The following is a 23,909-nucleotide window of genomic DNA, read 5'->3' as shown; positions in this document are numbered from 1 at the left end:
GGGTCAGACGGCCGCGGGCGCGCGCTCGAGCAGCGCGCGCACGCGGTCGTCGGCGCCCGGTCCGGGGACCGGGCGGACGTCGCTCGCCTCCAGGCGCGCGCCGCAGCTGGTGCAGGTGCGGTGCTCGTCGACGCGGCCGCCGCAGTCGCGGTGCTCGAGGACGAGCGGCGGGCCGCTCTCGCCGGCGAAGTGGCGGTCGCCCCACTGCAGGAGCGCGACGACGGCCGGCCACAGGTCCCGGCCGACGTCGGTCAGCCGGTACTCGTAGCGCTCGGGCTTCTCGCGGTAGCGCGTGCGCTCGAGCAGGCCGTTCTCCACCAGGCGCTGCAGCCGCGACTGGAGCACGTTCCGCGCGATGCCGAGGCTGCGCTGGAAGTCGTCGAAGCGGCGGACGCCCAGGAAGGCGTCGCGGAGGATGAGCAGCGTCCACCGCTCCCCCACCACCTCGAGCGCCCGCGCCACCGAGCACGTCTGGCCCTCGTACGTGTTGTGGAGCACGAGCGCGATGGTAGCTCGACCGTTTCGTGATGGGACTCGCCGGGCCGGTAGCGTCCGGGCCTTGTCCGAGGACTTCACCTGGCAGGACGGCGAGCGCACGCTGCGCTTCGGCCGCGGCGCCGTCGCCGATGCCGCCGAGCTGCTCGGCGACGACTACGTGCTGCTGACCACGCCGCGGGCGCGGGGCGATGCGCCGGACGTCGTCTCGCAAGCCGCCAGCGTCCACGACGTCGGCCCCGGGCTAGTCGACGAGCTGGCGGCGGAGCTGCTGGAGGCGGTGCCGGCGGCGCCGCTCATCGTCGCGCTGGGCGGCGGCCGTGTCGTCGACACCGCGAAGGCGATCGCGGCGGCGCGGGCGGACGGGACACGCGCGGGCGCGATCCCCACCACGCTGTCGGCGGCCGAGATGACGAAGGTGCACCGGCTGCCGAAGGGCGTCGACGCGCCGCGGGTGCGGCCGGCCGTGGTCATCAACGATCCGGCGCTGTGCGCGTCGCAGCCGCCGGCCGAGCTGGCGGCGAGCGCGGCGAACTCGCTGGCGCACGCGGTCGAGGGCGCGGTGACGATCCACGCGAGCGTCGTGCCGCGGCTGGCGGCGGCGGAGGCGGCTTCCCTGACGGCGCGGGCGTACGACGGGGCGGGCGACGAGCCGGGCGAGAGCGCGCGCGACGACCTCGCGCTGGCGGCGTTCCTCTCGGGCTGGACGATCGACGCGACGTGGTACGGGCTGCATCACGTGCTCAGCCAGACGCTCGTGCGCGTCGGCGGCGTCGGGCACGGGCAGGCGAACGCGGCGATGCTCCCGCACACCGCGGCCTGGCTGCGGGAGCGGCGCGGCGACGGCGGAGTCGGCGACGTGGTGGCGCTCGCGACCGATCTCGCGGCGCGGGCGGGCGCGTCGTCGCTCGCGGCGCTCGGCGTCACGCGCGAGACGCTGGAGCGCTGCGCGGACGCGGCGTCGCGGCGCGACGAGCTCGCGTTCACGCCGCCGGTCGCGTCGCGCGACGAGCTGCTGGCCCTCTACGAGCGGGCCCTGTGACCGCCGAGCTCGACGGGCTCGTCGAGCTCATGTCCCTCGCGACGGGACGGTGCTCGTACGCGGAGGCGCGGCACGTCTCGCGTGAGGACGAGCAGCTCGGCGTGCGCAACGGGCTCGTGGAGGACGTCGAGCACGACGCCTCGGCCGGGATCGGCGTGCGCGTGCGCGTCGGCGGCGCCTGGGGCTTCGCGGCGACGCGCGACACGTCCCGTGCGGGTGCCGAGCGCGCCTTGGCGCGGGCGCTGGCGATCGCGGAGGCGCTGCCCGCCGCCGGCGACCGGCCGCGGACGTCCGAGACGCCGGCCCGCGGACACTGGGCCGGGCCGTGCGCGGTGCCGCCGTTCTCGGTTCCGCTCGAGGACAAGCTCGCGCTGCTGACCGCGGCCGAAGCCGCTCTGCGCGGCGATCCGCGTCTGGTGCGGACGGAGGCGGTCGCGCGGGCGAGCGTCGTGCGGCGCGCGTTCGCGTCGACCGAGGGCGCGGCGTGCACGCAGGAGCACACGGAGTGCGGCGCGGGCATTACGGTCTCGGCGGTCGCCGGGGACGAGCTGCAGGTGCGCTCCTTCCCGAGCGCGCACGGCGGCCACGTCGCGCAGGCCGGCTGGGAGCACGTCCTCGGGCTCGACCTCGTCGGCGAGGCGCCGCGCGTCGCCGCGGAGGCGATCGAGCTGCTCACCGCGCCGGTGTGCCCGAGCGGCCTCTTCACCGTCGTGATCGGGTCCGAGCAGCTCGCCCTCCAGATCCACGAGTCGATCGGCCATGCGCTGGAGCTCGACCGGATCCTCCTGGGCGAGGCGGCGTACGCGGGGACGAGCTGGGTGCAGCCCGGCGACGTCGGGTCGCTGCGGTACGGGTCCGACGCGCTGACGATCACGGCGGACGCGACGCTTGCGGGCGGGCTGGGGTCGTTCGGCTGGGACGACGAGGGCACGGCCGCGCACCGCACGGTGCTCATCGACCGCGGGTCGCTGCGGGCGGCGCTGAGCGACCGGGAGTCCGCCGCCTCGATCGGTCTCGGCGCGTCGGCCGGCTGCGCGCGGGCCGAGGGCTTCGACCGCCAGCCGATCGTGCGGATGACGAACGTGTCGATCGAGCCGGGCTCCGCCGGTTCGCTCGACGACCTCCTCGCGGACACGGGCGACGGCCTGTACCTCGAGACCAACCGCTCCTGGTCCATCGATGACCGCCGCCTGCACTTCCAGTTCGCCACCGAGACCGCCCGCGAGATCCGCGACGGCGAGCTCGGCCGGCTGTTCCGGAACCCCGTCTACTCGGGCGTCACGCCGCAGTTCTGGTCGTCGCTGGACGCGGTCTGCTCCGCCGACGAGTGGATCCTCCACGGCGTCACGAACTGCGGCAAGGGTGAGCCCGGCCAGATGATGGCCGTCTCCCACGGAGCCGCCCCCGCCCGCTTCCGCGACGTCCGGGTCGGCCTGTGACGCCGCTCGACCTCGCCGCCCACGCGCTGTCCTTCGCAACCGGCGACACGCAGGTCACCGTCACGCACGAGCGCTCTCTCCATACGCGGTTCGCGCGCTCGTCGCCGACGCAGGCGACGGAGGTCGACGACCTCACGGTGCACGTCGCGGCGCTGCGCGACGGCCACGTCGGAACCGCGACGACGAACGCGACGGCCGGCGACGACCTCCGCGAGGTCGTCCGGCGCGCCGAGGCGGCCGCGGCGTCGGCGGCCGCGGGCGGACCGGGCGACTACCCCGGTCTCCCGTCGCCGCAGCCGGTCTCCGCGCACGCCGGCCACGACGCGGAGACGGCCGCGCTCGATCCGGCGAACGCGGGCGCCGCGCTCGCCAGCGCCTTCGCGGTCGCCGGCGAGCACGAGACGGAGGCGTTCGGCCTCTGGAGCACCGGCGAGGTCCGCACGGCGATCGCCTCCTCGAACGGGATCCACGCCGAGGATGCCGTCACCGACGCGTTCCTCAAGGTCATCTGCCGCGACGCCGACGGCCGCAGCGGCTACGCGGCCGCGATGGCCCCGTCCGTCGCCGGCCTCGACGCCGACGCCGTCGCCCGCCGCGCCGCCGCCCGCATCCCCCGCGGCGAGCAGGCCGAGCTCCCGTCCGGCGACTGGCCCGTCGTCCTAGCCGAGGACGCGATCGGCCTCGTCCTCGCGTTCCTCGGAGGCCTCGCCTTCAACGGCCTCTCCCACGCCGAGGGCCGCGGAGCCCTCGACGGCCGGATCGGCACGACGATCGCGCCACCCACGATCACCCTCACCGACGACCCGACGTGGGCGGGCACGCTCCCCCGCGCCGGCGAAGGCGTCTTCGGCGACGTCGCGGGAGGCGCTGCCTCCACCCTCCCCCGCGCGTTCGACGCGGAGGGCGTCCCGAAGGCGCCGCTCTCCCTCATCGAGGCCGGCGTCGCGCAGGGAGTCGTCCACGACACGCGGTCGGCGGCGCGGGCCGGCGGGTGGGCGACGTCCACCGGGCACGCGACGCTCCCGGGCGGATCGCCGTTCGGGCCGGCGCCGACGAACCTCGTCCTCGCCGGCGGCGACGCCACCGACGAGGAGCTGCTCGCGCCGATCGAGCGCGGCCTCTACGTGACGCGGTTCTGGTACGTGAACACGGTGCACCCGAAGGAGACGCTTCTCACCGGAGTCACCCGCGACGGGACGTTCCTGATCGAGGACGGCCGCATCACCCGCCCGCTCCGCGACGTGAGGTTCACCGACACCGCGCTCGGCGTCCTCGAGCGGATCGAGGCGCTCGGCGACCGGCCGCGCCTCGTCGGCGAAGGCGAGTTCTACGGCCGCCGGTTCGCCACCGGCATCGTGTGCCCGCCGGTCCGCGCGGCGTCCCTGCGGATCACCGGAGGGGCGCGATGAGAGCGCGGCGCGGCGCCGCTTCCCTCTCGGAGGCGGCGCGGCGATGAGCGCCTCGCTCCCGCTTCTGCCGGCGGGGTTCGAGGTCGGCCACCACACGAACCTGCGCGCGGCGACCGGCTGCACCGTGGTCCTCGCGCCGGAGCGCGGCGCCGTGGCGTCCGGCGAGGTGCGCGGCGGCGGGCCGGGGACGCGCGAGACGGACCTCCTCTCCCCCTCGTCGGGCGCGCGCGACGTCCACGCGGTGCTGCTGACCGGCGGAAGCGCCTACGGGCTGGCGGCGGCGGACGGCGTCGTGCGGTGGCTCGAGGCGAACGGGCGCGGGTACGCGACGCGGCTCGGCCACGTGGTGCCGCTCGTCCCGGCCGCGGTGGTCTTCGACCTCCCGCTGGGGGACGCGGCGGTCCGGCCGGGGCCGGTCGAGGGCGCGGCGGCGTGCGCGGCGGCGACCGTCGCGGTCGAGCGCGGCACCGTCGGCGCCGGGACCGGCTGCGCGGTCGGCAAGCTCCACGGGCCCGACGGCTGGACGAAGGGCGGCGTCGGGTTCGCGTCCGAGGACGTCGCCGGCTGCCGGATCAGCGTCCTGGCGGTCGTCAACGCGTTCGGCGACGTGCTCGCCGAGGACGGCAGCGTCCTCGCGGGCGTCCGGACCGCCGAGGGCTTCACGCCGACCGCCGACCTCCTGCGCCGCGGCGAGCATCCCGACATCTCGGCCCGCGAGGCCACGACGCTCGTGTGCGTCATGACCGACGCGCGCCTCACGCGGCTCGACGCCTGGCTCCTCGCCCGCGCCGCCAACACCGGCACGGCCCGCGCGGTCGACCCCGCCCACACCTCGGTCGACGGCGACGCCGCGTTCGTCCTCGGCGCCGGCGACGTCGAAGCGGACCCGCTTCTCCTCGCGGCCGTCATCCCGCACGTCGTCGCCGCCGCGATCAGAGACGGCGTCCGCTCCGCGACGAGCCTCTGGGGCTGCCCGGCCGTCTCCTCGCTCTGACAGCGAGGCCACTGATCGATCGCTCGCGCAGCCATCGTCGTGGCTGACGGCGCCGGCGGAGCGGGACAGTGCTCCGCACGGACCGATCCCGCCGGTGCCGTCAGGCGCGGCGAGGGCCAGTGAGAATCGATCAGTCGATCTTGATGAGGATGATCGAGTTCACGGCCCAGAGGACCGCGAAGAAGATCGTCCAGCGGTTCAGGTTGCGCTCGACGAGCGAGCCGCCGCCGAACGGACCCGAGCCCGTGCCCACGCCGAAGGCGCCGGAGAGACCGGTGTCCTTCCCCGAGTGCAGGAGCACGAGGAGGATGACGACGATCGACAGGGCGACCTGGACGACGGAGAGGATGGTGTCCACGGCCGGTCAGTGTAGGGCGTCGAGCTTGCGGAGGATCTCGATCGCCTCGCGGCGCAGCTGACGGTCCAGCGCCTTGAAGTCCTCGTCGGTCAGCTTGCCGGTTCGGTGGTCGAGCTCGAGCTCGCGGATCTCGCGGTACTTCGCGTCCCGTTCGGCCTCGAGGGCGTCGCGCTCGGTGTCCACCGGATCGTCGGCTTCCCGGTTGCCGCGCAGCAGCGGCGCACCGACCAGCCACACGACCAGCGCGAGCGCGACGATCACCAGCAGAGGCGCCACGGCGTCCACGTCACCAAGGCGCCGCTAGGCGCGGCCGAGGTCCTGCGCGACGCGTGCGGCGGCCCGCGCGGTGGCGCGCCGCCGGGCGGTGTCGGGCGCCGGCCACAGCGCGAGGATCCCGCCGCCGAACACCACGAGCGCGCCCAGCCAGATCCACGAGACGAGCGGCGAGGTGATGAGCCGGAAGGTCCCCGGCGGGGGCTGCTGCTCGAGGTAGGCGACGAGCCCGAACGCCGCGCGCACCTGCTGGTCCTCGGGCGCGTTCTTCACGCGCGCGTCCAGCGCGTCGACGATCCTGCGGATGCCCTCCTGATCGGGCTGGTACGCCGCCCAGAAGTCCCGGAACGCGCCCGCCTTCAGCGCGATCTCGCTCGTCGCCTCGCCCTCGAAGAACCGCCCGACCGGCCCCAGGAACGGGGCGTTCAGCGCCGGGAAGTACCGCCGCTCGGTCACCGCGGTGAACGGCTCGCCGTTCTTCGGCACGACCCGCAGCTGCGCGCCGATGCGGATCGCCTCGAGGCGGCCCTCGCGCTCCTGCAGCTTCGCCACGTTCTTGACGTACGTCACGCGGTAGTCGCCGATCGTCGCGGAGTCGCCCTTGCCGAGCCGCACGTCGCGCTCGTCCTGGAAGGCGGACGACGCGGCGACGCCCGCGAACAGCAGCGCCATGCCGACGTGCACGATGTAGCCGCCGTAGCGCCGGCGATTGCGCCGCACGAGGGACACCGCCGCCAGCGGCACCGCCTCGCCGGACATCGCCCGTCGCGCCCGCGTCCCGCGCCAGACCTCCTGCGCGACCGTCGCGAGCACCAGCGCGGACGCCCCGAACATCGCGACCGCCAGCGCCCGGTCGCCCAGCCCCGCGACGAGGCAGGCCACCACGGTCAGCGCGGCCGCGGCGAACGGCAGGGCGAAGGCGCGCCGCGCGCTGCGCCACGTCGCCCGGCGCCACGCGATCACGGGCCCGATGCCGCTCAGCAGCACCAGCGCCAGCGTGAGCGGCACGGTGTAGCGGTCGAACCACGGCGGGCCGACCGACTTGCGCTCGCCCGTCAGCGCCTCGGCGATCAGGGGGAAGAACGTCCCCCAGAAGATCACGAAGCACAGGCCCACGAGCACGAGGTTGTTGCCGAGGAAGACGGCCTCGCGGGACAGCATGGAGTCGAGCCGGTGCTCGGACCGCAGCGTGTCGCGCCGCGTCACCACCAGAGCGATCGACCCGGCGATCATCAGGCCGATCAGCGTCACGAACGGCACGCCCAGCGTCGACGCCCCGAACGCGTGGATCGAGTCGAGGATCCCGCTGCGCACGAGGAACGTGCCGAGGATGCAGAGCGTCCCCGTCGCGAGGATGAGCGACGCGTTCCACACCTTCAGCATCCCGCGCTTCTCCTGCAGCATCACCGAGTGCAGGAACGCGGTGCCCGTCAGCCACGGCATGAGCGATGCGTTCTCGACGGGATCCCAGGCCCAGTAGCCGCCCCAGCCGAGCTCGGCGTACGACCAGCGCGCGCCGAGCAGGATGCCGATCCCGAGGAACAGCCAGGCCGCGAGCGCGAAGCGGCGCGTGGCGACGATCCAGTCGGCGTCGACCCGCCGGCGCCACAGCGCTCCGATCGCGAAGGCGAACGGGATCGTGAAGAGCGTGTACCCCGAGTACAGCATCGGGGGGTGGATCATCATGCTCGGGTGGCGCAGGAGCGGGTTGAGCCCCGTGCCCTCCGGCGGCGCCGCGGCGACCTGCGTGAAGGGGGACGCCTTGAACGCCACCAGCGCGAGGAAGAACCCGCTGAACCCGAGCAGCACGGCGGTCGCGTACGGCACGACGTCGCGCAGGCGCTTGCGGGTGAGGAAGAGCGCCAGGCTCGACCACACCGAGAGCAGCCAGACCCACAGCAGCAGCGAGCCCTCCTGCGAGGACCACGCCGCCGCAGCCTGGTAGAACGGCGGCGTCGTCGTCGACGAGTGCGTCGCCACCACCTCGAACGAGAAGTCCGACCGCAGGAACGCGATCTCGAGGATCGCGAAGGCCGCGGTCAGCAGCGCGGCGATCGCGTAGACCGACCGGCGCGCGGACTCGATGAGGTCGCGCCGGCCCTTGTGGGCTCCGACGAGCGCCGCGCCGATCCCGTAGGCGGCGACGGCGAGCGAGAGCAGGATCAGCGCGCGGCCGAGCGTGCCCATGGCCTACCGCTAGCTCGGCGGCTTGGTCGTGAACTTCGAGGGGCACTTCGTGATGAGCGTGCCCGGCTCACCGACGAACGTCCCGTTCGCGTTCTTGCTGACCGTCACCGTGATGTTGCGGCCCTCACGGAACGGATCCGGCACCGACCCCGCGTAGCTCACCGGGACCGAGGCGGTGCCCAGCGGATCGCGCATGCGGAAGTACCGGACGTCGCCCTTGCGCTCCAGGGTGCCCTCGAGCACCCGGCCGGCGAGCCTGATCTTCTCGCCCGGCTTCGCCGTGCCCACCTGCGAGGGGATCTTCTCGGGCGACCCCGCGCTGAAGCTGGTGAAGATCAGCATCCCGGCGAGGACGAGGGCGGCAGTCAGGCAGATGACCAGACGGACTTTGCGCTTGCGAGCGGGATCCATCGCCACCCAGTATGACGAAGCCCTCGCGGCATCCCGGCCGGTGCCGGAAGGAGGTCGGGTTTGGACATTCGACGATGAAGGCTCAAGCCGGAGGGAAGGCCTTCCGAGACAGAGAGAGAAACTCCGAGTCAGCCGCCATGTTCACTCGGTAGGAAGCCATGAGAACTCGCACCCCGAACCGCTCCTCGAGCCGCCGCACGGACCGCCGCGCAGCCCGACCGGCGCCCCGCCGCACCGCCGTCTCCGGCGAGCAGCGCAGCCGCGAGGAGGGCGGGCCGCGCGACATCGCCTACTACGACTGCGCCTGCGGGCACGGGTTCGAGGGCGCGGTGTCGACGCACGTCGCCTGCCCCCACTGCGGCGCCGACCAGGCCTGGTAGCCGCGTCGCCGTCGTGGCGACCGCCGATCTGACCGTCATCGCGCTCGGGCGCCCCGACGCCTCCGCCAGCGCGTACATCGCCGAGATCCAGCGCCGCCTCTCGCGCCAGGACCGCGTCAAGTACCGGATGCACGCCATGGGCACATCGCTCGAGGGCTCGACGGCGGACGTCCTCGCGCTGGTGGGCGAGCTGCACGCCGTCCCGTTCGAGCTCGGCGTCCCACGCGTCTACACCGTGCTCAAGCTGGACGAGCGCCGCGACCGCGAGCAGACGCTCGACGACAAGGTCGCCTCGGTCGAGCGGCTCCTCGCCGAAGACGCCGGTTAACGACGACGAGCGGGCCTGTGGCCCGCCCGCTCGAATCCGTGTGATCAGACCCCACTAGAACTACGAGCCCCAGGACTGATGTGTGTGCCTGGGCGGCAAACACTCCCGGCCGCCACTGGCGACCGAGTGGGGGTCCGCCACGGATCACGACCCAGCCTAGCGGCGCGATGCCGACCTGTGGGAAAGCGTCCGGGGCGCGACTGGAAAGCGGTCCGATCGGGGATCAGTTGGTCGCTCATGAGCGCCGGGGAAGCACGAGATCACCTCCGCGTCGTCGACGGCGGCGAGACCGCCGCCGACCGCGACGACCGCTTCACGCGCCCGGACGAGCCGCCGCACGGCTCCCCCGAGCTGCGCGCCCTGCGCGAGCGGCTCGAGGCGATCTCCCGCTCCCTGCAGGCGTCGCACGATCTGCGCGAGGCCGTCATGAACGCGCGGGTCGCGACGGCGCAGGACCTCGCCCTGGCCGCGCCGGTCGCCGCGTCGAGTCGCCGCCGGCGCCTCGTCGCCGCGGGCGCCGGCCTGCTCGCCGCCGGGGCTTTCGGCGGCGCCGTGGTGACGGCCGCGACGGGCGGCGACGACACCTCCGCAGTCACACCCGCGCGCGCCGCTGCTCCCGCTGCCCCGCCGCCCTGCACCGACGGCACGACCGGCACGTGCATGACCGGGACGCTCCTCACGATCGCCGGGAGCCGCGGTCTGCAGCTCCCCGGTCTCGAGGTGCCGACGGCGCGCGCCGTCGCCGACAAGGCGGGCGTCGTCCTGCGCATGGAGCTGCGCAACACCGGGACGCGGACGGTCACGGTCGCCGGCGCGCGTGACCTGTGGCTGAACCTGAGCGGCAAGCGCCTGCAGCCGCTCGCCTCCACGGAGCCCGTCGAGCTCTCGCCCGGCGAGGGCGCCGCCGTCACGCGGAGGTTCCGGCTCGGCGCCGGGTCGCGGGCCGCTCTGCGCCGCGCGGGCAACCGCGTCGACGTAGGGGTCGTCCCGCCCCGCGCCGCGAGCGGCGATACGACACGCCGGCTGGGCGTCCTCCGTTTGACCGCGCATCGGTAGATCGGCGCGTCGGACCCATTGACGGACGCTGAGCGGCGCGGCTAGCGTCGCTCCATGAACCGCCGGCACGCCCTCGCGGGCGCCCTCCCCCTCGCCCTGCTCGCGTTGGGCGTCACGACCGCGGGCGGCGCTCCCGCGGCGAAGGACACGTTCTCCTTCTCGTTCACCACCGCGAAGGTCAAGTCGGCCGCCGGCTGGAGCGCGGAGGCCGAGTTCCCCGAGCAGCGGATCATCGACCAGATCACGATCGTGCTGCCGGCGGGGACCGTCGTGAACACCGACAACGCGCCGCAGTGCGCGGCCACCGACGAGCAGATCACCAACGCGCCGAACGGCGTCGCCGACGTCTGCCCGGCGAACACGAAGATCGGAACCGGCAAGGGCACGGCGTACATCGGCGACGGCCCCGACCCGGCCACGTTCGACCTCGGCGCCTACAACACGAAGGGCGGCCTGCTGCTCGACGAGGCCCTCGGCGGCAAGACGATCTACTGGTCGCGCGGGAAGTGGAACGGCCGCAAGCTGGTCACGCCTCAGAGCCTGACGCCGTCGCTCAACGCGCGCATCGTCGCCTTCGAGCTCGACGTGGAGAAGGCGGGCACCGCGAAGAAGCCGGTCTTCCGCACCCCGGCCACGTGCCCGAAGAAGAAGCAGATCAAGGCTTCGGTCATCGCCCGCGAGTACCAGAAGGGCTCGCGGACGACGAGCGACACCACGCCCTGCTCGCGGAAGAAGTAGCGCCTCAGCGGGTGGTCAGGCGCCTCCGATCCGGTCGACGGTCTCGACCGCCTGGTCGACGCCGGAGATCGCGAGAACGCGCTCGATCGGGCCGTGGCTCTTGAGCAGCACGAGGCGGCGATGCGCCCGGCGCGCCCGGGTGTTCGCCGCCACGAGCTCCTGCAGCCCGGCCGAGTCGAGGTACCGCACGGCGCGGAGGTCGATCACCAGGCGCTCGGGCGCCGCGGCCTCCTCCGTGCGGATCCACTCGGCGAACGAGCGCGCGGTCGCCAGCGAGAGCTCGCCGTCGACCACCACCGTGACGGTGCCGTCGCTTCGCGTCGTCGACAGCTCGAGGAGCTCGCGCTGCCCGGACGCAGCCGGCTGCGTCGCCGGCTCCTCGGGCGCCACCTGCGGCAGCCACTCGAGCCAGCGCGGCAGGTACCAGTTCCAGTCGCCGAGCAGCTTCATCGACGCCGGGAGCAGCACGGCGCGCACGATCGTCGCGTCGATGAGGACCGCGGTCGCGAGGCCGATGCCCATCATCTTGAAGTCGATCGCGCTCAGCGTCGCGAAGATGCCGAAGACGCCGACCATCACGATCGCCGCGCTCGTCACGACGCTCGCCGTCGACTTGATCCCGTGCCGGACCGCCTCGGACGTCGGCTGCCCCGCGTCGAAGGCCTCGCGCACGCGCGTGAGGATGAAGACGTGGTAGTCCATCGAGAGCCCGAAGAGGATCACGAAGAGGAACAGCGGCAGCCACGCCGTCACGCCGTCGATCGACTTGAACCCCAGGAGGTCCTCGAGGTGCCCGTACTGGAAGATCCAGACGAGCACGCCGTACGCGGCCCCGACGCTGAGCAGGTTCAGCAGGATCGCCTTGACCGGGATCACGATCGACCGGAACGTGACGAGCAGCAGCAGGAAGGCCAGCCCGAGCACGAAGAGGAACACGAACGGCGCGCGCTCCTTCAGGAGGTCGTTGAAGTCCTTCGATCCGGCGGTGATGCCGGTGACGTTGACCTCCACGCCGGGGATCTGCCCGAGCGTCCGCGGGATCAGGCGGTCGCGCAGCGTCGCCAGCGCCCGCTCGGACGTCGTGTCCGTGCCGTCGCCCACGATCGGCATCGACAAGACCGCGACGTGCCCGTCGCGCGAGTAGGTCACCGTCACGGGCTCGCGGACCTGGCCGGACTCGAGCCCCTGGTCGCGCAGGTCGCGCATCGCCTGGGCGACGCCGCGGCCGGTCGCCTCGTCGGCCTTCACGACCACGAGCGCGGGCAGCGGCCCGCCGGGGAACGCGGCCTGGATGCGGTCGTACGTCTTGACGACGTCGAGGTCGCGCGGCAGGCCGTTCGCGCCCGACGTCACGGTGTGCAGCGAGAACGCGGGGATCGCGAGCACGACGAGCAGCCCGCCCGCGAGGGTCGCCGAGATGACCGGCCGGCGCAGGACGCGATCGACGATCCACGACCACGCGCCCGCCTCGGCGTCCTTGCGCCGGTGGAGCCGGTCGAGCAGCGGCAGCCGCCCCTTCATCACGCGGTCGCCGAGCTTCGACAGCAGCGCCGGCAGCACCGTCAGCGAGCCGACCATCGCGGCCAGGACGACGATGATCGTCCCGGTCGCGAACGACGTGAACGTGCTGTTCCCGGTGATGTACATCCCGGACATCGCGATCACGACGGTGCAGCCGGAGATGAGCACGGCCCGTCCCGAGGTGGCCGCCGCGATGTCGAGCGAGTCCTCCGGGTCGTGCCCGGCCGCGCGCTCGTCGCGTTCGCGCCGGATGTAGAACAGCGAGTAGTCGACGCCCACCGCCAGGCCGATCAGGAGGATCACCGACGAGATCGCCTCGTCTACCGGCGCGATCTGGCTGATCGGCGCCAGCAGCCCGAGCGTGATCGCGACCGCCGACAGGCCGAGCAGGATCGGGAGCCCCGCGGCGACGAGCGAGCCGAACGCCAGGACGAGGATGAGCAGCGTGATCGGCAGCGACAGCGACTCCGCCTTGCGGAAGTCGTCCTCGAACGCCTTGGAGAGCGCCTTGTCCGCGCTCGCGTCGCCGAACTCCTCGACACGCGTCGTCGGATGACGCTGCTGGACCCCCGCGACCGCGTCGAGCACGGCATCGACCCGGTCCTGCGCCTCGTCCTCGTCGCCCAGGAGGTCGAACACGACGAGCGCGGACTTGCCGTCGCTGGAGAGCTGCCCCTCGTTGCCCGGCACCAGCGGCGACTTGACGTCGCGGACGTCCTGGAACCGGCGGAGGGTCGTGGCCGTGTCGGCGATGGCGGCCTTGACGGCGGGCGACGACACCGATTCGCCCTGCCGCGACTGGATCAGCACCTGCTCGGTCGCGCGGTCGAACAGCCCCGCGTCCGACTGGATGCGGTCCGCACGCCCGGACTCGCCGTTCCCCTGCTCGTCGCTCGTCAGCGTGTTGAGGCCGACGGACCCGCTGAGCAGCACGGCCACGACCACCGCTCCGAGCCATCCGAAGATCGCGATCTTGCGGTGGGTCGCGCTCCAGCGCGCCGCGCGCGCCGTGAGGTTGCGTCGTTGCATGGCCGCTCCTGACGTTCGCCTGCCCGGCCCATTCGAACATCGGACGGAGGAGCGGTGCAAGGTGACGTACGTGCCAGCACGCACGAAGACCCCCGTAGAGGCCGGGGGTCTTCGAAGCGGGATACGGGAATCGAACCCGTCTCTCGAGCTTGGGAAGCTCGCGTTCTACCGATGAACTAATCCCGCGAGGGGCGGCCAGTCTACCGCCCCTCGGGGACTACGCTGGTGGCGTGCGCCGTTCCGCCGTTCCGTTCGTGGTGATCGCTGCCGTGGCCCTGCTGGGGCTGCTGGTCTACGGCGTGCTGTCGGTCGGCGCGTCGACCACGCTGGACGACGCGGTCAAGCGCGGCGACCGGCCGGCGGCGCCGGATCGGACGCTGCCCAAGCTGGGCGGCGGGGAAGGCTCGATCGCCGATCTGAAGGGCCAACCGGTGGTCCTGAACTTCTGGGCGTCGTGGTGCGGGCCGTGCAAGGACGAGGCGCCGGCGTTGCGCCGCGCGCAGGCGAAGCTGAAGGCGATGGGCGGCACGGTGCTCGGCGTGACGGTCGACGACTCGAGCCCCGACTCGCAGGCGTTCGTCAAGGACTTCAAGCTCGACTACCCGTCGCTGCGCGACGTCAACGGCGACCTCGGCGAGGACTACGGGCGCACCGGCGTGCCGGAGACGTTCGTCATCGACGCCGACGGGCGGATCGTGGCGATGAGCCGCGGGCAGGTCGACGACGCGTTCTTCGACGACGCGCTGTCACGGGTGGCGCGATGAGACGCGCGCTCTTCGCCGCGCTGCTCGTGCTCGCCGCCTTCCCGGGCGCCGCCGCGGCGCAGCAGCCGCGCACGTCGATGCCGGACGTCGAGGACGAGGTCATGTGCGTCTCGTGCAAGGTGCCGCTGAACATCGCGGAGTCGACGCAGGCCGACCGCGAGCGCGCGCTGATCCAGAGCCTCGTCGACAAGGGCCTGACGAAGGACGAGATCAAGGACCGGCTGGTCGCCGAGTACGGCGAGAACGTCCTCGCGATGCCCGACGACGACGGCGTCGGCCTCGCCGCCTACCTCGTGCCGATCGCGGTGGTGCTGGGGCTGGTCGGCCTGCTGGCGGTGCTCATCCCCCGCTGGCGCCGGCGCGGCCCGCAGCCGATCACTACGGCGTCCGCGGGCGACGACGACGCGCCGATCGCCTCCGACGACGAGATGAAGCGCCTGGACGAGGAGCTCGCGCGCGCACGATGAGCGGGGGCGTCGACACCACCGTCTTCGCGGCGTTCGCCGCCGGCTTCGTCTCGTTCATCTCCCCCTGCGTGCTGCCGCTCGTCCCCGGCTACCTGAGCGCCGTCAGCGGCGTCTCGGTCATCGACCTCGAGGAGGGCGACCGGCGCAGCCGCGCGCAGGTGCTGCTGCCGGCGATCGTCTTCTGCCTGTCGTTCACCGCGGTCTTCGTCGCGCTCGGCATGGCCGCGACCGGCCTCGGCCAGACGCTGCGCGAGAACCGCGTGACGCTCGACCGCATCGCGGGCGGCCTCATCATCGTGATGGGCGTCCTCTTCGTCGCGTCCCTCTTCGTCACGCGGCTGAACGCCGAATGGAAGCCGCACGCGCTCATCGCGCGAGCCGGCTCGGGCGGCCCGCTCGTCGCGGGCGCCGCCTTCGCCATCGGCTGGACGCCGTGCATCGGCCCGACGCTGACCGCGATCCTCAACGCCGCGGCGATCAAGGACACCGTCGGCCAGGGCGCGATCCTGCTGGCGATCTACAGCGCCGGCCTCGCCATCCCGTTCCTGGTCAGCGCGGTGGCGTTCCACCGCGCGACCCACCTGTTCCGCTGGCTACGAGATCGCTACGTGATCATCACGGCGATCAGCGGAGCGGTCCTGATCCTCATGGGCGTCCTCATCTTCACCGGCGAGATGGCGACGCTGAACCAGAAGGCTCAGAACTGGCTCGACAGCATCGGGCTGGACGGGCTCTACAACCTGTAGAGCCCGCCGCGCCGCGAAGCTCACTCGTGGCTGTCGAAGCCCTTGGTCGAGATGTCGCCGTGGGCGCCGCCCATCGACTCCTCCGCGTCGTCCTCGGCCACGGGGCCGCCGACCTCGCGGTCGGTGCGCGCGCCGTCGCCGGCGGGATGGCCCTCCTTGGTCGACGTGTGGGCCTTGCCGCCCGCGTCGGCGTTGGGGGCGTCGCTCTCGATGTCCTGCTCGCTCACTGGTCGTCCTCCTCCGGGTTCTCCGCCACGTCGGGGGCGCCGCTCGGCGGGCTGGTCTCGCCGCCGCTGACGCCCTCGTAGTTGCCCTCTTCGGTCTCGGGCGAGACCGGCGCCTCGGGCGGCGCGCCTTCGGTGCCCTTCACCTCGTCACCGTCTTGCATGGCCGCCGCCCTACCCGCGCGCCTTCGCGGTCTCACGGTCGGAGTGGCGGCGCAGCGCGTCGACGAGCTCGTCCTTGGTCATCTTCGACCGCCCCTCGATGTCCGCCTTGCGGGCGTCGTCGAGCAGCTCGTCCTTCGTCTTGTTCGCGTTGACGCCGCCGGAGGTGCCGCCGCGCGAACGCCGCGCCGCGCGGCCGCTGCGCGCGGCCTGCTTGTCCGACGGGCCCTTCTCGTCCTTGAGCTCCCAGTGGTCGCCCTTCTTCTCGGCGACGTGCTTCACCGCGCTCCAGGCGGTGCGATGGGCACGCTCCTCGTTGCCGTCGTAGGTCTCCTCCGCGGAGTCGAGCGTCTCCGCGTACGTCCGCTGGACCTTCTTCGGCGAGCGCTGCAGCGTGCTCGGAAGATCGTCCTTCTTCAGTGGCATGAGGGGGTCATGCCCGCTGTTCAGAGCTCCGACACGACCTCCACGCCGAGGAGCGCGAAGCCGCTCTCGAGCAGCCCGGCCGACGCCTCGCAGAGCTGGAGCCGAACGGGGTCGTAGACGTCGCCGTCGATGACGCGGTGCCCCTCGTAGAAGCGGTTGAAGGCCTGGCAGAGCCCGAAGAGGAACTCGGCGACGTAGTTGGGAGCGGAGTTCGCGATGGCGGCCGCGACCGCGTCCTGGAACCCCGCGAGATGGAGGGTCAGGGCGCGCTCCTCGGCGGAGAGAGCCCGATCGCCGGCCGGAGCGGCGGTCGCGTTGGCGGCGGCTTCGACGATGCCTGCGATGCGCGCGTACACGTACAAGAGGTACGGAGCGGTGTTCCCGTGCAGGGAGACCATCTTGTCCAGCGAGAAGACGTAGTCGGTCATGCGGTTGTGCGACAGCTCGGCGTACCGCAGCGATGAGATGCCGAGGATGTGGCCGACGCGCTCGGGTGGAGCGCTGCCGCGTGCCCCGCGCGCCGTTTCGGCGCGCTCCCTGACGAAGACCGTCGCGCGCGAGACCGCGGCGTCGACGAGGTCGCGTAGCTTCGGCGTCTCCCCCGACCGGGTCCGCAGCCGCTTGCCGTCCTCGCCCAGCACGAGGCCGAACGGCACGTGCTCGAAGTGCACGTCGTCCGGGATCCAGCCCGCCCGCCGGGCCGTCTCGAAGACCATCTGGAAGTGCTGCGACTGCCCCGCGTCGACGACGTAGAGGACGCGCTTGACGCCCGTCCGGACACGGTGGCGGACCGCGGCGAGGTCGGTCGTCGCGTAGTTGAACCCGCCGTCGGACTTCCGCACGATCAGCGGCAGGGGCTCGCCCGACTTGTTCGTGAACTCGTCGAGGAAGACGACCAGCGCTCCGTCGTCCTCCACGAGCAGGCCGGCCTCCGAGAGGTCGTCGACGACCTGCTGCAGCATCGGCTGGTAGAACGACTCGCCCCGCTCCTCGACCCGCACATCGAGGAGGTCGTACAGGTGCTGGTTGGCCTCGTGCGACTGGGCGCAGAGGATGTCCCAGGCCCGCCGCGCCTCGTCGTCGCCGCCCTGGAGCAGCACGACGGCCTCCCGCGCGCGACCGCGGAACGCCTCGTCGGTGTCGAACCGCTCCTTCGCCTCCTTGTAGAAGCGATCGAGGTCTCCTAGCTGCACGTCCTGCAGATCGCCCGGCTGCTCGCGGAGGTGCTCGATGAGCATGCCGAACTGCGTGCCCCAGTCTCCGAGGTGGCTGATCCGCTCGACCTCGTGACCGAGTGCCTCGTGCATCCGCGCGAGCGCATCGCCGATGATCGTCGTCCGGAGGTGCCCGACGTGCATCTCCTTCGCGACGTTCGGGCTCGAGAAGTCGATCAGCACGTGCTCCGGCTGGTCGGCGGCAGGGAGAGCGGTGGACCGGGCCCGGTCGAGCAGCCACGGGTCCGACAGCGTGATGTTCACGAAGCCCGGACCGGCCGCCTCGGCGTGCGCGACCGGGCCGCCGAGCTCGTTCAGCTTCTCGGCGATCCCCGCCGCGACGTCGCGCGGCGGGCGCTTGAGCTGCTTGGCGAGCTGGAACGCCGCGTTGAGCTGGTAGTCCGCCGGCACGTCCTCCCTGGACTTCGCGAGCGTGCGGGCGACATCGAGGTCCTCGACGTCGTGGAGAGCGGAGATGGCGTCGGCGCACAGCCGCGCCAGCTCGTCGAGGAGGGTCAAAGGAGCGTCGGTCTCAGTAGTGGTAGGGCTCGTTCGCCAGGATCTTGTGAGCACGATAGAGCTGCTCGAGCAGGACGACCCGCGCGAGCTGGTGGGGCAACGTCATCTTCCCCAGCGACAGGCGGGCGTCGACGCGCTCCAGCTCCGGCAGCCCGAACGCGCCGCCGATCACGAACACGACGTCGCGGCCGTCCTGGCGGCGCTCCTCCATCCACGCCGCGAACGCCTCGCTGTCGTACTGCCGGCCCGGGGCGTCGAGGACGACGACGTAGGACCGCTCGGGGATGCGCCCCGGGACCTGCTCGTCCTCGCGCACCTCGACCAGCTCGAGCTTGACCGACCGCGACAGCAGCTTCGCGTAGTGCTCCACGTCGTCGACGTAGGGCGGGCGCAGCCGTCCGACGGCGAGGACCGTGCACTTCACGCTGTGCGATGCTACGGCGCCCATGGCCGGAGACCCCGAAGGCGCCGGCGGGCGTCACATCAACATCCACTTCTCGCCGGAGATCATGGCGGGCGTCTACGCGAACTTCGCGAACGTCAGCCACTCCGAGTACGAGTTCACGATCACGTTCGCACGCGTCGACCACGAGGTCGAGGAGGACGAGGTCCCCGGCGTCGTCGTGTCGCGGGTGAACCTGAGCCCCCGCTTCATGCGCGAGCTGATCGACGCCATGGAGGACAACTTCTCCAAGTGGCAGACGCGCGAGGGCATCCGCAACCTGCCCGAGGGCGGGCCGCCCGGCCCCGGGCCGGATTCGCCGACGGTCTGACCGAAAGCGAGCGCTCCGGCGCCATCGGGCACGGACTGTCGGACCGTCCGCGCCGATGAGGGACGTTCCTGCGACCGGAAGGTGAACTTCTGGCGATTTCACTTGACTCGCATGAGCGGGGGGCGCAGAGTCGCCCCTCATGGCCGCACCGATGGGCATCCTGCGGGACCGCGTCGCCGAGGCGATCGACGAGGGTGCGACGCTGCGTGAGATCGAGGACGAGGTGATCTCGGACGCCCCGCTCCCCGACGACCTGCGCGACTCGCTGTGGCTGTACGCGTGGGGGCTGACCGAGGAGCGGGCCGACGCGCTCATCCCCGCCGGTCCTCACCTCGCGCCGCGCTGATACGCCACCGCGATCCCGATCCGGTCGAGCGTCGGCGGATGCGTGGCGAGCAGCCACGTGCGCCAGGCGGGCGGGTCGGGGTCGCTGACGTTCCGGTCCGCGATGCGGCGCTCGAAGCCGATGAACGGCTCGGGCGCGTCCGTCAGGCGCAGCGAGTAGCTGTCGGCGCGGGCCTCGACCCGGCGCGAGAGCTGGTTCGACACGGTCGTGATCACCGGCACGACGATCGCCAGCGACAGCGCGAGCGCGGGGATCGCCCGCTGCGGCGGCGTCCCCTCCCCCGCGAACCGCTCGGTCAGGCGGGCGGCGGCGAGCATCCCGAACGGCGCGGCGAGCGCCAGCCAGAGGAGCCCGCGCGGGACGTCGCGGTAGTGCACGTGCCCGAGCTCGTGCGCGACGACCAGCCGGATCTCGTCGCGGGTGAAGCCCTCGCCCGCCGCCTCCCCGGCCGCGCGCGGCCGCTCCGGCGGCCGCAGGAGCGTGTCGTACAGCACGACCCTCTTCGTGTGTCCCAGGCCGGTGACGTACGCGTTCGCGGCGGTGGTGCGGCGCGAGGCGTCGACCTCGTAGACCTCGCCGACATCCACGCCGGCCTCCTTCGCGAGCGCGAGGACGTCGTCGCGGGTCTGGCCTGCGGGCAGCGGCTTGAACGTGTTGAAGAGCGGATCGAGGACGACCGGGCCGGCGTAGACGGTCGCGGCGGCGAACAGCAGCACCACGACGCTGCCGGGCGCCCACCAGCGGCGGCCGAACCGGCGCATCAGCACGACGACGAGCGCCCCGCCGGCGCCCGCGACCAGCGCGCCGATCCCCCAGCTCTTCGCGAGGTCGCCCGCGTAGCCGAGCCAGTCCTGGGTGACGAGGCCCACGTCCTTCGCCCGCTCCCGCATGACGGCGGCGACGGGCAGCTCGGCGACGCTCGTCAGGAGGCTGAGCGCGGCCGCCGCGCCCGCGCCCGCCAGCCACGGCCGACGGCCGGCGGCGAGCCACTTCGGCGGGCGCCGGACCACCAGCACGAGGACGCCGAGGCCGACGGCCACGCGGAGCCCGTAGAGGGCGACCTGCGGGTCCCGGAACGCCTCCGCCCGGGCCAGCTGCCCCGGCGCGAAGTACTCTGAGGCGCTCACCTCGGCGGGGTCGATGACCCCCTCGCGCGGGCGCAGCAGCAGGACGGCGGCCTCCGCCACCACCACCGCCGCCGCGAGCGTCAGAGGGAGCTTCAGCCGGTGCACGTCGCCATCGTCTCGGACATCCACGGTAATCGACACGCCTTCGAGGCCGTCCTCGCCGACGCCGCAGAGGCGGGCGCCGAGGAGATCTGGTGCCTCGGCGACCTGGTCGGCTACGGCGCCGAGCCGGACGCCTGCGTCGAGCTCGCCCGCGACCGCGCCGCGATCTGCCTGGCCGGCAACCACGACCTCGCCGTGACCGGCGCGCTGTCGATCGAGGACTTCTCCCGCGGCGCCGCGATCAGCGCCCGCTGGACGCAGGAGACGATCGCCGCCGACAACCTCGACTTCCTGCGCCGGCTCGAGCCGGCCGGCGTCGAGGAGCAGTTCGGCCTCTACCACGCGAGCCCGCGCGACCCGATCTGGGAGTACGTGCTGTCCGAGGCGCTCGCCGAGCGCTGCTTCGACGAGGCCGAGCAGCGCGTCTGCTTCATCGGCCACTCGCACGTCGCGCTCGCCTTCATGCGCGAGGGCGACGGCAGCCCGACCCGTGGCGCGGTGCGCGAGCCCGGGCAGACCGCCGATCTGCGCGAGGGCGCGTGGCTGCTCAACCCCGGATCCGTCGGCCAGCCGCGCGACGGCGATCCCCGCGCGGCGTGGCTGCTGCTCGACACCGTCGCGGCCCGCGCGGAGTGGCGCCGCACCCGGTACGACATCGAGGGCGCGGCCTCGGCGATCCGCGCCGCGGGGCTGCCGGATTCGCTTGCCGACCGCCTGGGGTACGGTCAGTGAGCGTGCGACCCCGCATCACGGCACTCCTCCTGGCGGTCGTCCTCGGCGTCCTGGCCGCCTACGCGGCGGCCTGCGGCGAGGAGGACAAGAGCCTCATCGCCTCCTCGCGCGCGGAGAGCATCAAGGCCTCGCTCGACGACCTCGACGAGTTCGTCGCCGCCGGCCGCTGCGAGCGCGCCGCGGCGACCCTGCGCGACCTGCAGGAGAAGATCTCGGCGCTGCCGCAGCGCACGGACGCGAAGCTGCGCCGCCGCCTCCAGCAGGGCGCCGAGAACCTCGCGCAGGTCGCCCCCGGCGACTGCCGTGACAAGGCGCAGACCGAGACGACGCCCACGACGACGGAGACCGTCCCGACTACGACCGAGACGGTTCCGCCGACGACCACCGAGACGACACCCACGGCGACCGAGACGACGCCCACCCAGACGACGCCGACGACGACCACCTCGACGACGCCGACCACCACCACGCCGACCACGCCGACGACGCCGGACGGGACGGGCGGCGGCACCGAGGCGCCGCCCGGAGGGACCGGATGAGCCCCGCCGAGCAGCTCATCGCCAAGCGCTACGAGGTCGGCGACCGGCTCGGCTTCGGCGGCATGTCGACGGTCCAGCTCGCGTTCGACCGCCGGCTCGAGCGGCAGGTCGCCGTCAAGCTGCTCGCCGAGCACCTCGCCGACGACCAGCAGTTCGTCTCGCGCTTCCGCCGCGAGGCGCTGGCCGCCGCGCGGCTCGTGCACCCGAACATCGTGCAGGTCTTCGACTTCGGCCTCGACGAGGCCAGCGGGCGCCACTTCATCGTCATGGAGTACATCCGCGGCAAGTCGGGCGCGGAGCTGCTGCGCGAGCGCGGCCGGCTCACCCCGGACGAGGCGATCTTCATCGTCGACCAGGCCTGCCGCGGGCTCGAGCACGCCCACCGCCACGGCGTCGTGCACCGCGACGTCAAGCCCGGCAACCTCCTGCGCAGCGACGAGGGCCAGGTCAAGCTCGCCGACTTCGGCATCGCCAAGGCGGGCGACTCGGTCAGCCGGATCACGCAGGTCGGCTCCGTCCTCGGGACCGCCGCCTACCTGTCGCCGGAGCAGGCCGCCGGCGAGGAGGCCACCGCCCGGTCGGACATCTACTCGCTCGGCGTCGTCACCTACCAGTTCCTCGCGGGCCGGCTGCCCTACGAGGCGCAGTCCCTGACCGAGCTCGCCCTCAAGCAGCAGCGCGAGCACCCGCCGCGCCTCGACGAGATCGACGGCGACATCCCGGTCGGGGTGGCGCAGACGGTCGAGCGGGCGCTCGAGCTCGAGCCCGAGCTGCGCTTCGCCAGCGCCACCGAGTACCGCGAGGCGCTCGCGGCCGGCATGCGCGGCCAGCAGTTCGACGACGAGCGGACGGCCGCGACCTCGTACATGAGCGCCCCCGATCCGACCTCGCAGACCCGGATCGCGTCCGGGACGGCGGCGCAGCCCGCACGCCCGCGGCGCCTGCAGCCCCAGCCCGGTGCCGTGCCCGCGGCAGCGGCGGCGACGCGCGCGCCGGTGGCCGAGCGCCCCGAACGCCGCCGCGGCGCCCGCAACGCGCTGACGACGTTCCTGCTCCTCCTCATCCTCGCCGGCGCCGCGATCGGGCTCTACCTCGCCCTCGCGACGGGCGACGACGGCGTCCAGCTCCGCCGCGTCGACTACGACAAGACGTCGCAGTCGGTCGACGCGATGAAGGAGCTGATCGACGAGAACACCCGCTAGCGCGGGGCGCTAGGCGGGCTGCGGCTCGGGGCGGTCGGTCTCGAACCGCCAGTCCGTCGCCGCGGTGCGCAGCTGGTCCTTGCCGGCGCGCTTGCCGGCGAGCAGGGCCTGGTCGGCCTTGGCGAGCAGCTCGGCCGGCGTCTCGGGGTCGGCCCACTCCGCGAGGCCGAGCGACGCGCTGATGGGCCGGCGGCCCTCGTCGGTGACGACGTGGATGTCGCGCAGGCGCCGCAGCGCGCGGCGGGCGGCGATCTCGGCGCGGGGACCCATCGCGTGCGGGAGGACGACCACGAACTCGTCGCCGCCGTAGCGGGCGACCTGGTCGTGCGAGCGGAACTCCGTCCGCAGGAGCGTGGCGACCTGGCGCAGCACCGAGTCGCCCGTTGCGTGGCCCCAGCGGTCGTTGATCATCTTGAAGTCGTCGAGGTCGATGATCAGGCAGGCGAGGCCCATCCGGTAGCGCTGCGCGCGGTGGATCTCCTCCTCGAGGCGGGACAGCATGGCGCCGTGGTTCAGCGCGCCGGTGAGCGAGTCCACGCGGGCCGCCTGGCGGGCCTCCTGCAGGGCGAGCACGGCAGCAGCCGCCTCGATCAGCGCGGCGCCGATCTCGATCTCCTCGTCCGACAGCCGCGTCGGCGCGTGGGTCACGAAGACGAGCACGCCGCGCCGGCGGCCGTCCACGATCAGCGGCAGCGACGGCCAGGTCTCGTCGACGTGGACCTGGAAGCGCACCTCCTCCACCTCGAGCGCGTAGGCCAGCTCGTAGCGGAGGGCACGGAGCACCGTGTCCTCGTCTCGCGCGCTGTGTGCCAGCGCAGCCAGGCGGCGCACGCCGCCCATCAGCTGTGCAGTAGATACTGCCCCGTTCATCGATGTACCCGCCGCTCCTGGACGCCTTCCGTGACG

29 protein-coding genes and 1 tRNA gene are annotated in these 23,909 nt (G+C 73.1%); 16 read left to right on the top strand and 14 right to left on the bottom strand.

What is annotated here, in order from left to right:
* Nucleotides 1-3 precede the first annotated feature (3 nt).
* A complete protein-coding gene (locus tag AC1UE4_RS00620; protein ID WP_482915282.1) occupies nt 4-498 on the bottom strand; it encodes a winged helix-turn-helix transcriptional regulator in 495 nt (164 codons plus the stop codon).
* A 61-nt stretch (nt 499-559) separates the two neighbouring features.
* Between AC1UE4_RS00620 and AC1UE4_RS00615 the strand changes: the two genes are divergently transcribed.
* The 4 genes from AC1UE4_RS00615 to AC1UE4_RS00600 are packed head-to-tail and all read left to right on the top strand — an operon-like array spanning nt 560 to nt 5,379.
* Complete coding sequence (locus tag AC1UE4_RS00615) at nt 560-1,537, top strand: iron-containing alcohol dehydrogenase (RefSeq protein ID WP_482915281.1); 978 nt, start codon at nt 560-562, stop codon at nt 1,535-1,537.
* A complete protein-coding gene (locus tag AC1UE4_RS00610) occupies nt 1,534-2,976 on the top strand; it encodes a TldD/PmbA family protein (RefSeq protein WP_482915280.1) in 1,443 nt (480 codons plus the stop codon). Before AC1UE4_RS00615 ends, AC1UE4_RS00610 begins: the two co-directional genes overlap by 4 nt.
* Entirely contained in the window at nt 2,973-4,385 is a 1,413-nt protein-coding gene (locus AC1UE4_RS00605; protein WP_482915279.1) for a TldD/PmbA family protein, read from the top strand. Before AC1UE4_RS00610 ends, AC1UE4_RS00605 begins: the two co-directional genes overlap by 4 nt.
* A 43-nt stretch (nt 4,386-4,428) precedes the next feature.
* On the top strand, nt 4,429-5,379 hold the full coding sequence (locus AC1UE4_RS00600) for a P1 family peptidase (protein WP_482915278.1): 951 nt from the start codon (nt 4,429-4,431) through the stop codon (nt 5,377-5,379).
* Between the two features lie 130 nt (nt 5,380-5,509).
* Here AC1UE4_RS00600 and secG read toward each other — a convergent pair whose 3' ends face one another.
* The 4 genes from secG to AC1UE4_RS00580 are packed head-to-tail and all read right to left on the bottom strand — an operon-like array spanning nt 5,510 to nt 8,608.
* Entirely contained in the window at nt 5,510-5,737 is a 228-nt protein-coding gene (secG, locus tag AC1UE4_RS00595; protein ID WP_482915277.1) for a preprotein translocase subunit SecG, read from the bottom strand.
* A 6-nt stretch (nt 5,738-5,743) separates the two neighbouring features.
* Nucleotides 5,744-6,013 (bottom strand): hypothetical protein, encoded by a 270-nt coding sequence (locus AC1UE4_RS00590; RefSeq protein ID WP_482915276.1) that lies wholly within the window; start codon nt 6,011-6,013, stop codon nt 5,744-5,746.
* A gap of 24 nt (nt 6,014-6,037) precedes the next feature.
* Nucleotides 6,038-8,197 (bottom strand): heme lyase CcmF/NrfE family subunit, encoded by a 2,160-nt coding sequence (locus AC1UE4_RS00585; protein WP_482915275.1) that lies wholly within the window; start codon nt 8,195-8,197, stop codon nt 6,038-6,040.
* A gap of 9 nt (nt 8,198-8,206) precedes the next feature.
* Entirely contained in the window at nt 8,207-8,608 is a 402-nt protein-coding gene (locus tag AC1UE4_RS00580; protein ID WP_482915274.1) for a cytochrome c maturation protein CcmE, read from the bottom strand.
* A 158-nt stretch (nt 8,609-8,766) separates the two neighbouring features.
* Here AC1UE4_RS00580 and AC1UE4_RS00575 point away from each other — a divergent pair, with 158 nt between their 5' ends.
* The 4 genes from AC1UE4_RS00575 to AC1UE4_RS00560 all read left to right on the top strand — a co-directional run bounded on the left by AC1UE4_RS00575 (nt 8,767) and on the right by AC1UE4_RS00560 (nt 11,110).
* Nucleotides 8,767-8,988, top strand: coding sequence for a hypothetical protein (locus tag AC1UE4_RS00575; RefSeq protein ID WP_482915273.1), 222 nt, complete (start codon nt 8,767-8,769; stop codon nt 8,986-8,988).
* A 13-nt stretch (nt 8,989-9,001) separates the two neighbouring features.
* Nucleotides 9,002-9,316, top strand: a complete 315-nt coding sequence (locus tag AC1UE4_RS00570; RefSeq protein WP_482915272.1) for an MTH1187 family thiamine-binding protein — start codon at nt 9,002-9,004, stop codon at nt 9,314-9,316.
* Between the two features lie 237 nt (nt 9,317-9,553).
* Nucleotides 9,554-10,372, top strand: coding sequence for a hypothetical protein (locus AC1UE4_RS00565; RefSeq protein ID WP_482915271.1), 819 nt, complete (start codon nt 9,554-9,556; stop codon nt 10,370-10,372).
* 54 nt (nt 10,373-10,426) lie between these two features.
* Nucleotides 10,427-11,110 (top strand): hypothetical protein, encoded by a 684-nt coding sequence (locus AC1UE4_RS00560; RefSeq protein WP_482915270.1) that lies wholly within the window; start codon nt 10,427-10,429, stop codon nt 11,108-11,110.
* Between the two features lie 15 nt (nt 11,111-11,125).
* On the opposite strand, the gene AC1UE4_RS00555 is transcribed toward AC1UE4_RS00560, so the two are convergent.
* Complete coding sequence (locus AC1UE4_RS00555) at nt 11,126-13,660, bottom strand: anti-sigma factor antagonist (protein WP_482915269.1); 2,535 nt, start codon at nt 13,658-13,660, stop codon at nt 11,126-11,128.
* A gap of 115 nt (nt 13,661-13,775) precedes the next feature.
* Nucleotides 13,776-13,846 (bottom strand) — tRNA-Gly (locus AC1UE4_RS00550).
* Between the two features lie 44 nt (nt 13,847-13,890).
* On the opposite strand from AC1UE4_RS00550, the gene AC1UE4_RS00545 reads away from it, so the two are divergent.
* The 3 genes from AC1UE4_RS00545 to AC1UE4_RS00535 are packed head-to-tail and all read left to right on the top strand — an operon-like array spanning nt 13,891 to nt 15,637.
* Entirely contained in the window at nt 13,891-14,424 is a 534-nt protein-coding gene (locus AC1UE4_RS00545; RefSeq protein ID WP_482915268.1) for a TlpA family protein disulfide reductase, read from the top strand.
* On the top strand, nt 14,421-14,891 hold the full coding sequence (locus AC1UE4_RS00540; protein WP_482915267.1) for a cytochrome c-type biogenesis protein: 471 nt from the start codon (nt 14,421-14,423) through the stop codon (nt 14,889-14,891). Before AC1UE4_RS00545 ends, AC1UE4_RS00540 begins: the two co-directional genes overlap by 4 nt.
* Nucleotides 14,888-15,637: a cytochrome c biogenesis CcdA family protein gene (locus AC1UE4_RS00535; protein ID WP_482915266.1), complete on the top strand. Its 750-nt coding sequence runs from the start codon at nt 14,888-14,890 to the stop codon at nt 15,635-15,637. The genes AC1UE4_RS00540 and AC1UE4_RS00535 overlap by 4 nt, the downstream gene beginning before the upstream one ends.
* A 20-nt stretch (nt 15,638-15,657) precedes the next feature.
* Here the strand turns inward: AC1UE4_RS00535 and AC1UE4_RS00530 are convergent, their stop codons facing one another.
* The 5 genes from AC1UE4_RS00530 to AC1UE4_RS00510 are packed head-to-tail and all read right to left on the bottom strand — an operon-like array spanning nt 15,658 to nt 18,606.
* The gene (locus AC1UE4_RS00530) at nt 15,658-15,864 is read right to left on the bottom strand and encodes a hypothetical protein (RefSeq protein ID WP_482915265.1); all 207 of its coding nucleotides are present in this window, start codon (nt 15,862-15,864) and stop codon (nt 15,658-15,660) included.
* Nucleotides 15,861-16,025 carry a hypothetical protein gene (locus AC1UE4_RS00525; protein ID WP_482915264.1) on the bottom strand — a complete coding sequence of 55 codons (165 nt, stop codon included), beginning with the start codon at nt 16,023-16,025 and terminating at the stop codon, nt 15,861-15,863. Before AC1UE4_RS00525 ends, AC1UE4_RS00530 begins: the two co-directional genes overlap by 4 nt.
* Nucleotides 16,026-16,035: 10 nt before the next feature.
* The gene (locus tag AC1UE4_RS00520) at nt 16,036-16,449 is read right to left on the bottom strand and encodes a ChaB family protein (RefSeq protein WP_482915263.1); all 414 of its coding nucleotides are present in this window, start codon (nt 16,447-16,449) and stop codon (nt 16,036-16,038) included.
* Between the two features lie 20 nt (nt 16,450-16,469).
* A complete protein-coding gene (gene argS / locus AC1UE4_RS00515) occupies nt 16,470-18,182 on the bottom strand; it encodes an arginine--tRNA ligase (protein ID WP_482915262.1) in 1,713 nt (570 codons plus the stop codon).
* A gap of 13 nt (nt 18,183-18,195) precedes the next feature.
* Nucleotides 18,196-18,606 (bottom strand): 23S rRNA (pseudouridine(1915)-N(3))-methyltransferase RlmH, encoded by a 411-nt coding sequence (locus AC1UE4_RS00510; RefSeq protein WP_482915261.1) that lies wholly within the window; start codon nt 18,604-18,606, stop codon nt 18,196-18,198.
* Between the two features lie 22 nt (nt 18,607-18,628).
* Between AC1UE4_RS00510 and AC1UE4_RS00505 the strand changes: the two genes are divergently transcribed.
* Both AC1UE4_RS00505 and AC1UE4_RS00500 read left to right on the top strand, forming a co-directional pair.
* Entirely contained in the window at nt 18,629-18,955 is a 327-nt protein-coding gene (locus AC1UE4_RS00505; protein ID WP_482915260.1) for a DUF3467 domain-containing protein, read from the top strand.
* Nucleotides 18,956-19,094: 139 nt separating this feature from the next.
* On the top strand, nt 19,095-19,301 hold the full coding sequence (locus AC1UE4_RS00500; RefSeq protein WP_482915259.1) for a hypothetical protein: 207 nt from the start codon (nt 19,095-19,097) through the stop codon (nt 19,299-19,301).
* On the opposite strand, the gene AC1UE4_RS00495 is transcribed toward AC1UE4_RS00500, so the two are convergent.
* Nucleotides 19,283-20,533 (bottom strand): M48 family metalloprotease, encoded by a 1,251-nt coding sequence (locus AC1UE4_RS00495; protein ID WP_482915258.1) that lies wholly within the window; start codon nt 20,531-20,533, stop codon nt 19,283-19,285. The two genes, AC1UE4_RS00500 and AC1UE4_RS00495, sit on opposite strands and share 19 nt — an antisense overlap.
* On the opposite strand from AC1UE4_RS00495, the gene AC1UE4_RS00490 reads away from it, so the two are divergent.
* From AC1UE4_RS00490 to AC1UE4_RS00480, 3 genes are read left to right on the top strand one after another with little or no spacing between them, the layout of a single operon-like run.
* A complete protein-coding gene (locus tag AC1UE4_RS00490) occupies nt 20,528-21,262 on the top strand; it encodes a metallophosphoesterase family protein (RefSeq protein ID WP_482915257.1) in 735 nt (244 codons plus the stop codon). The two genes, AC1UE4_RS00495 and AC1UE4_RS00490, sit on opposite strands and share 6 nt — an antisense overlap.
* Nucleotides 21,263-21,264: 2 nt before the next feature.
* Nucleotides 21,265-21,801, top strand: coding sequence for a hypothetical protein (locus AC1UE4_RS00485; protein WP_482915256.1), 537 nt, complete (start codon nt 21,265-21,267; stop codon nt 21,799-21,801).
* Nucleotides 21,798-23,003, top strand: a complete 1,206-nt coding sequence (locus AC1UE4_RS00480; RefSeq protein WP_482915255.1) for a protein kinase domain-containing protein — start codon at nt 21,798-21,800, stop codon at nt 23,001-23,003. The genes AC1UE4_RS00485 and AC1UE4_RS00480 overlap by 4 nt, the downstream gene beginning before the upstream one ends.
* Nucleotides 23,004-23,012: 9 nt before the next feature.
* Here the strand turns inward: AC1UE4_RS00480 and AC1UE4_RS00475 are convergent, their stop codons facing one another.
* Entirely contained in the window at nt 23,013-23,843 is an 831-nt protein-coding gene (locus tag AC1UE4_RS00475; protein ID WP_482915254.1) for a GGDEF domain-containing protein, read from the bottom strand.
* Nucleotides 23,844-23,909 lie beyond the last annotated feature (66 nt).

This window comes from Parviterribacter kavangonensis (assembly GCF_056863335.1).
Note: the sequence above shows the minus strand (reverse complement) of the source record. Positions and strands in the feature narration are given on the sequence as shown.

Bases quoted from the DNA above. Each gene is read 5' to 3' on its own strand.
- AC1UE4_RS00505 (WP_482915260.1), top strand. From the start codon at position 18,629: ATGGCCGGAGACCCCGAAGGCGCCGGCGGGCGTCACATCAACATCCAC.
- AC1UE4_RS00565 (WP_482915271.1), top strand. From the start codon at position 9,554: ATGAGCGCCGGGGAAGCACGAGATCACCTCCGCGTCGTCGACGGCGGC.
- AC1UE4_RS00560 (WP_482915270.1), top strand. From the start codon at position 10,427: ATGAACCGCCGGCACGCCCTCGCGGGCGCCCTCCCCCTCGCCCTGCTC.
- AC1UE4_RS00480 (WP_482915255.1), top strand. From the start codon at position 21,798: ATGAGCCCCGCCGAGCAGCTCATCGCCAAGCGCTACGAGGTCGGCGAC.
- AC1UE4_RS00500 (WP_482915259.1), top strand. From the start codon at position 19,095: ATGGCCGCACCGATGGGCATCCTGCGGGACCGCGTCGCCGAGGCGATC.
- AC1UE4_RS00580 (WP_482915274.1), bottom strand. From the start codon at position 8,608: ATGGATCCCGCTCGCAAGCGCAAAGTCCGTCTGGTCATCTGCCTGACT.
- AC1UE4_RS00575 (WP_482915273.1), top strand. From the start codon at position 8,767: ATGAGAACTCGCACCCCGAACCGCTCCTCGAGCCGCCGCACGGACCGC.
- AC1UE4_RS00585 (WP_482915275.1), bottom strand. From the start codon at position 8,197: ATGGGCACGCTCGGCCGCGCGCTGATCCTGCTCTCGCTCGCCGTCGCC.
- AC1UE4_RS00535 (WP_482915266.1), top strand. From the start codon at position 14,888: ATGAGCGGGGGCGTCGACACCACCGTCTTCGCGGCGTTCGCCGCCGGC.
- AC1UE4_RS00540 (WP_482915267.1), top strand. From the start codon at position 14,421: ATGAGACGCGCGCTCTTCGCCGCGCTGCTCGTGCTCGCCGCCTTCCCG.
- AC1UE4_RS00600 (WP_482915278.1), top strand. From the start codon at position 4,429: ATGAGCGCCTCGCTCCCGCTTCTGCCGGCGGGGTTCGAGGTCGGCCAC.
- AC1UE4_RS00520 (WP_482915263.1), bottom strand. From the start codon at position 16,449: ATGCCACTGAAGAAGGACGATCTTCCGAGCACGCTGCAGCGCTCGCCG.
- AC1UE4_RS00525 (WP_482915264.1), bottom strand. From the start codon at position 16,025: ATGCAAGACGGTGACGAGGTGAAGGGCACCGAAGGCGCGCCGCCCGAG.
- AC1UE4_RS00475 (WP_482915254.1), bottom strand. From the start codon at position 23,843: ATGGGCGGCGTGCGCCGCCTGGCTGCGCTGGCACACAGCGCGCGAGAC.
- AC1UE4_RS00555 (WP_482915269.1), bottom strand. From the start codon at position 13,660: ATGCAACGACGCAACCTCACGGCGCGCGCGGCGCGCTGGAGCGCGACC.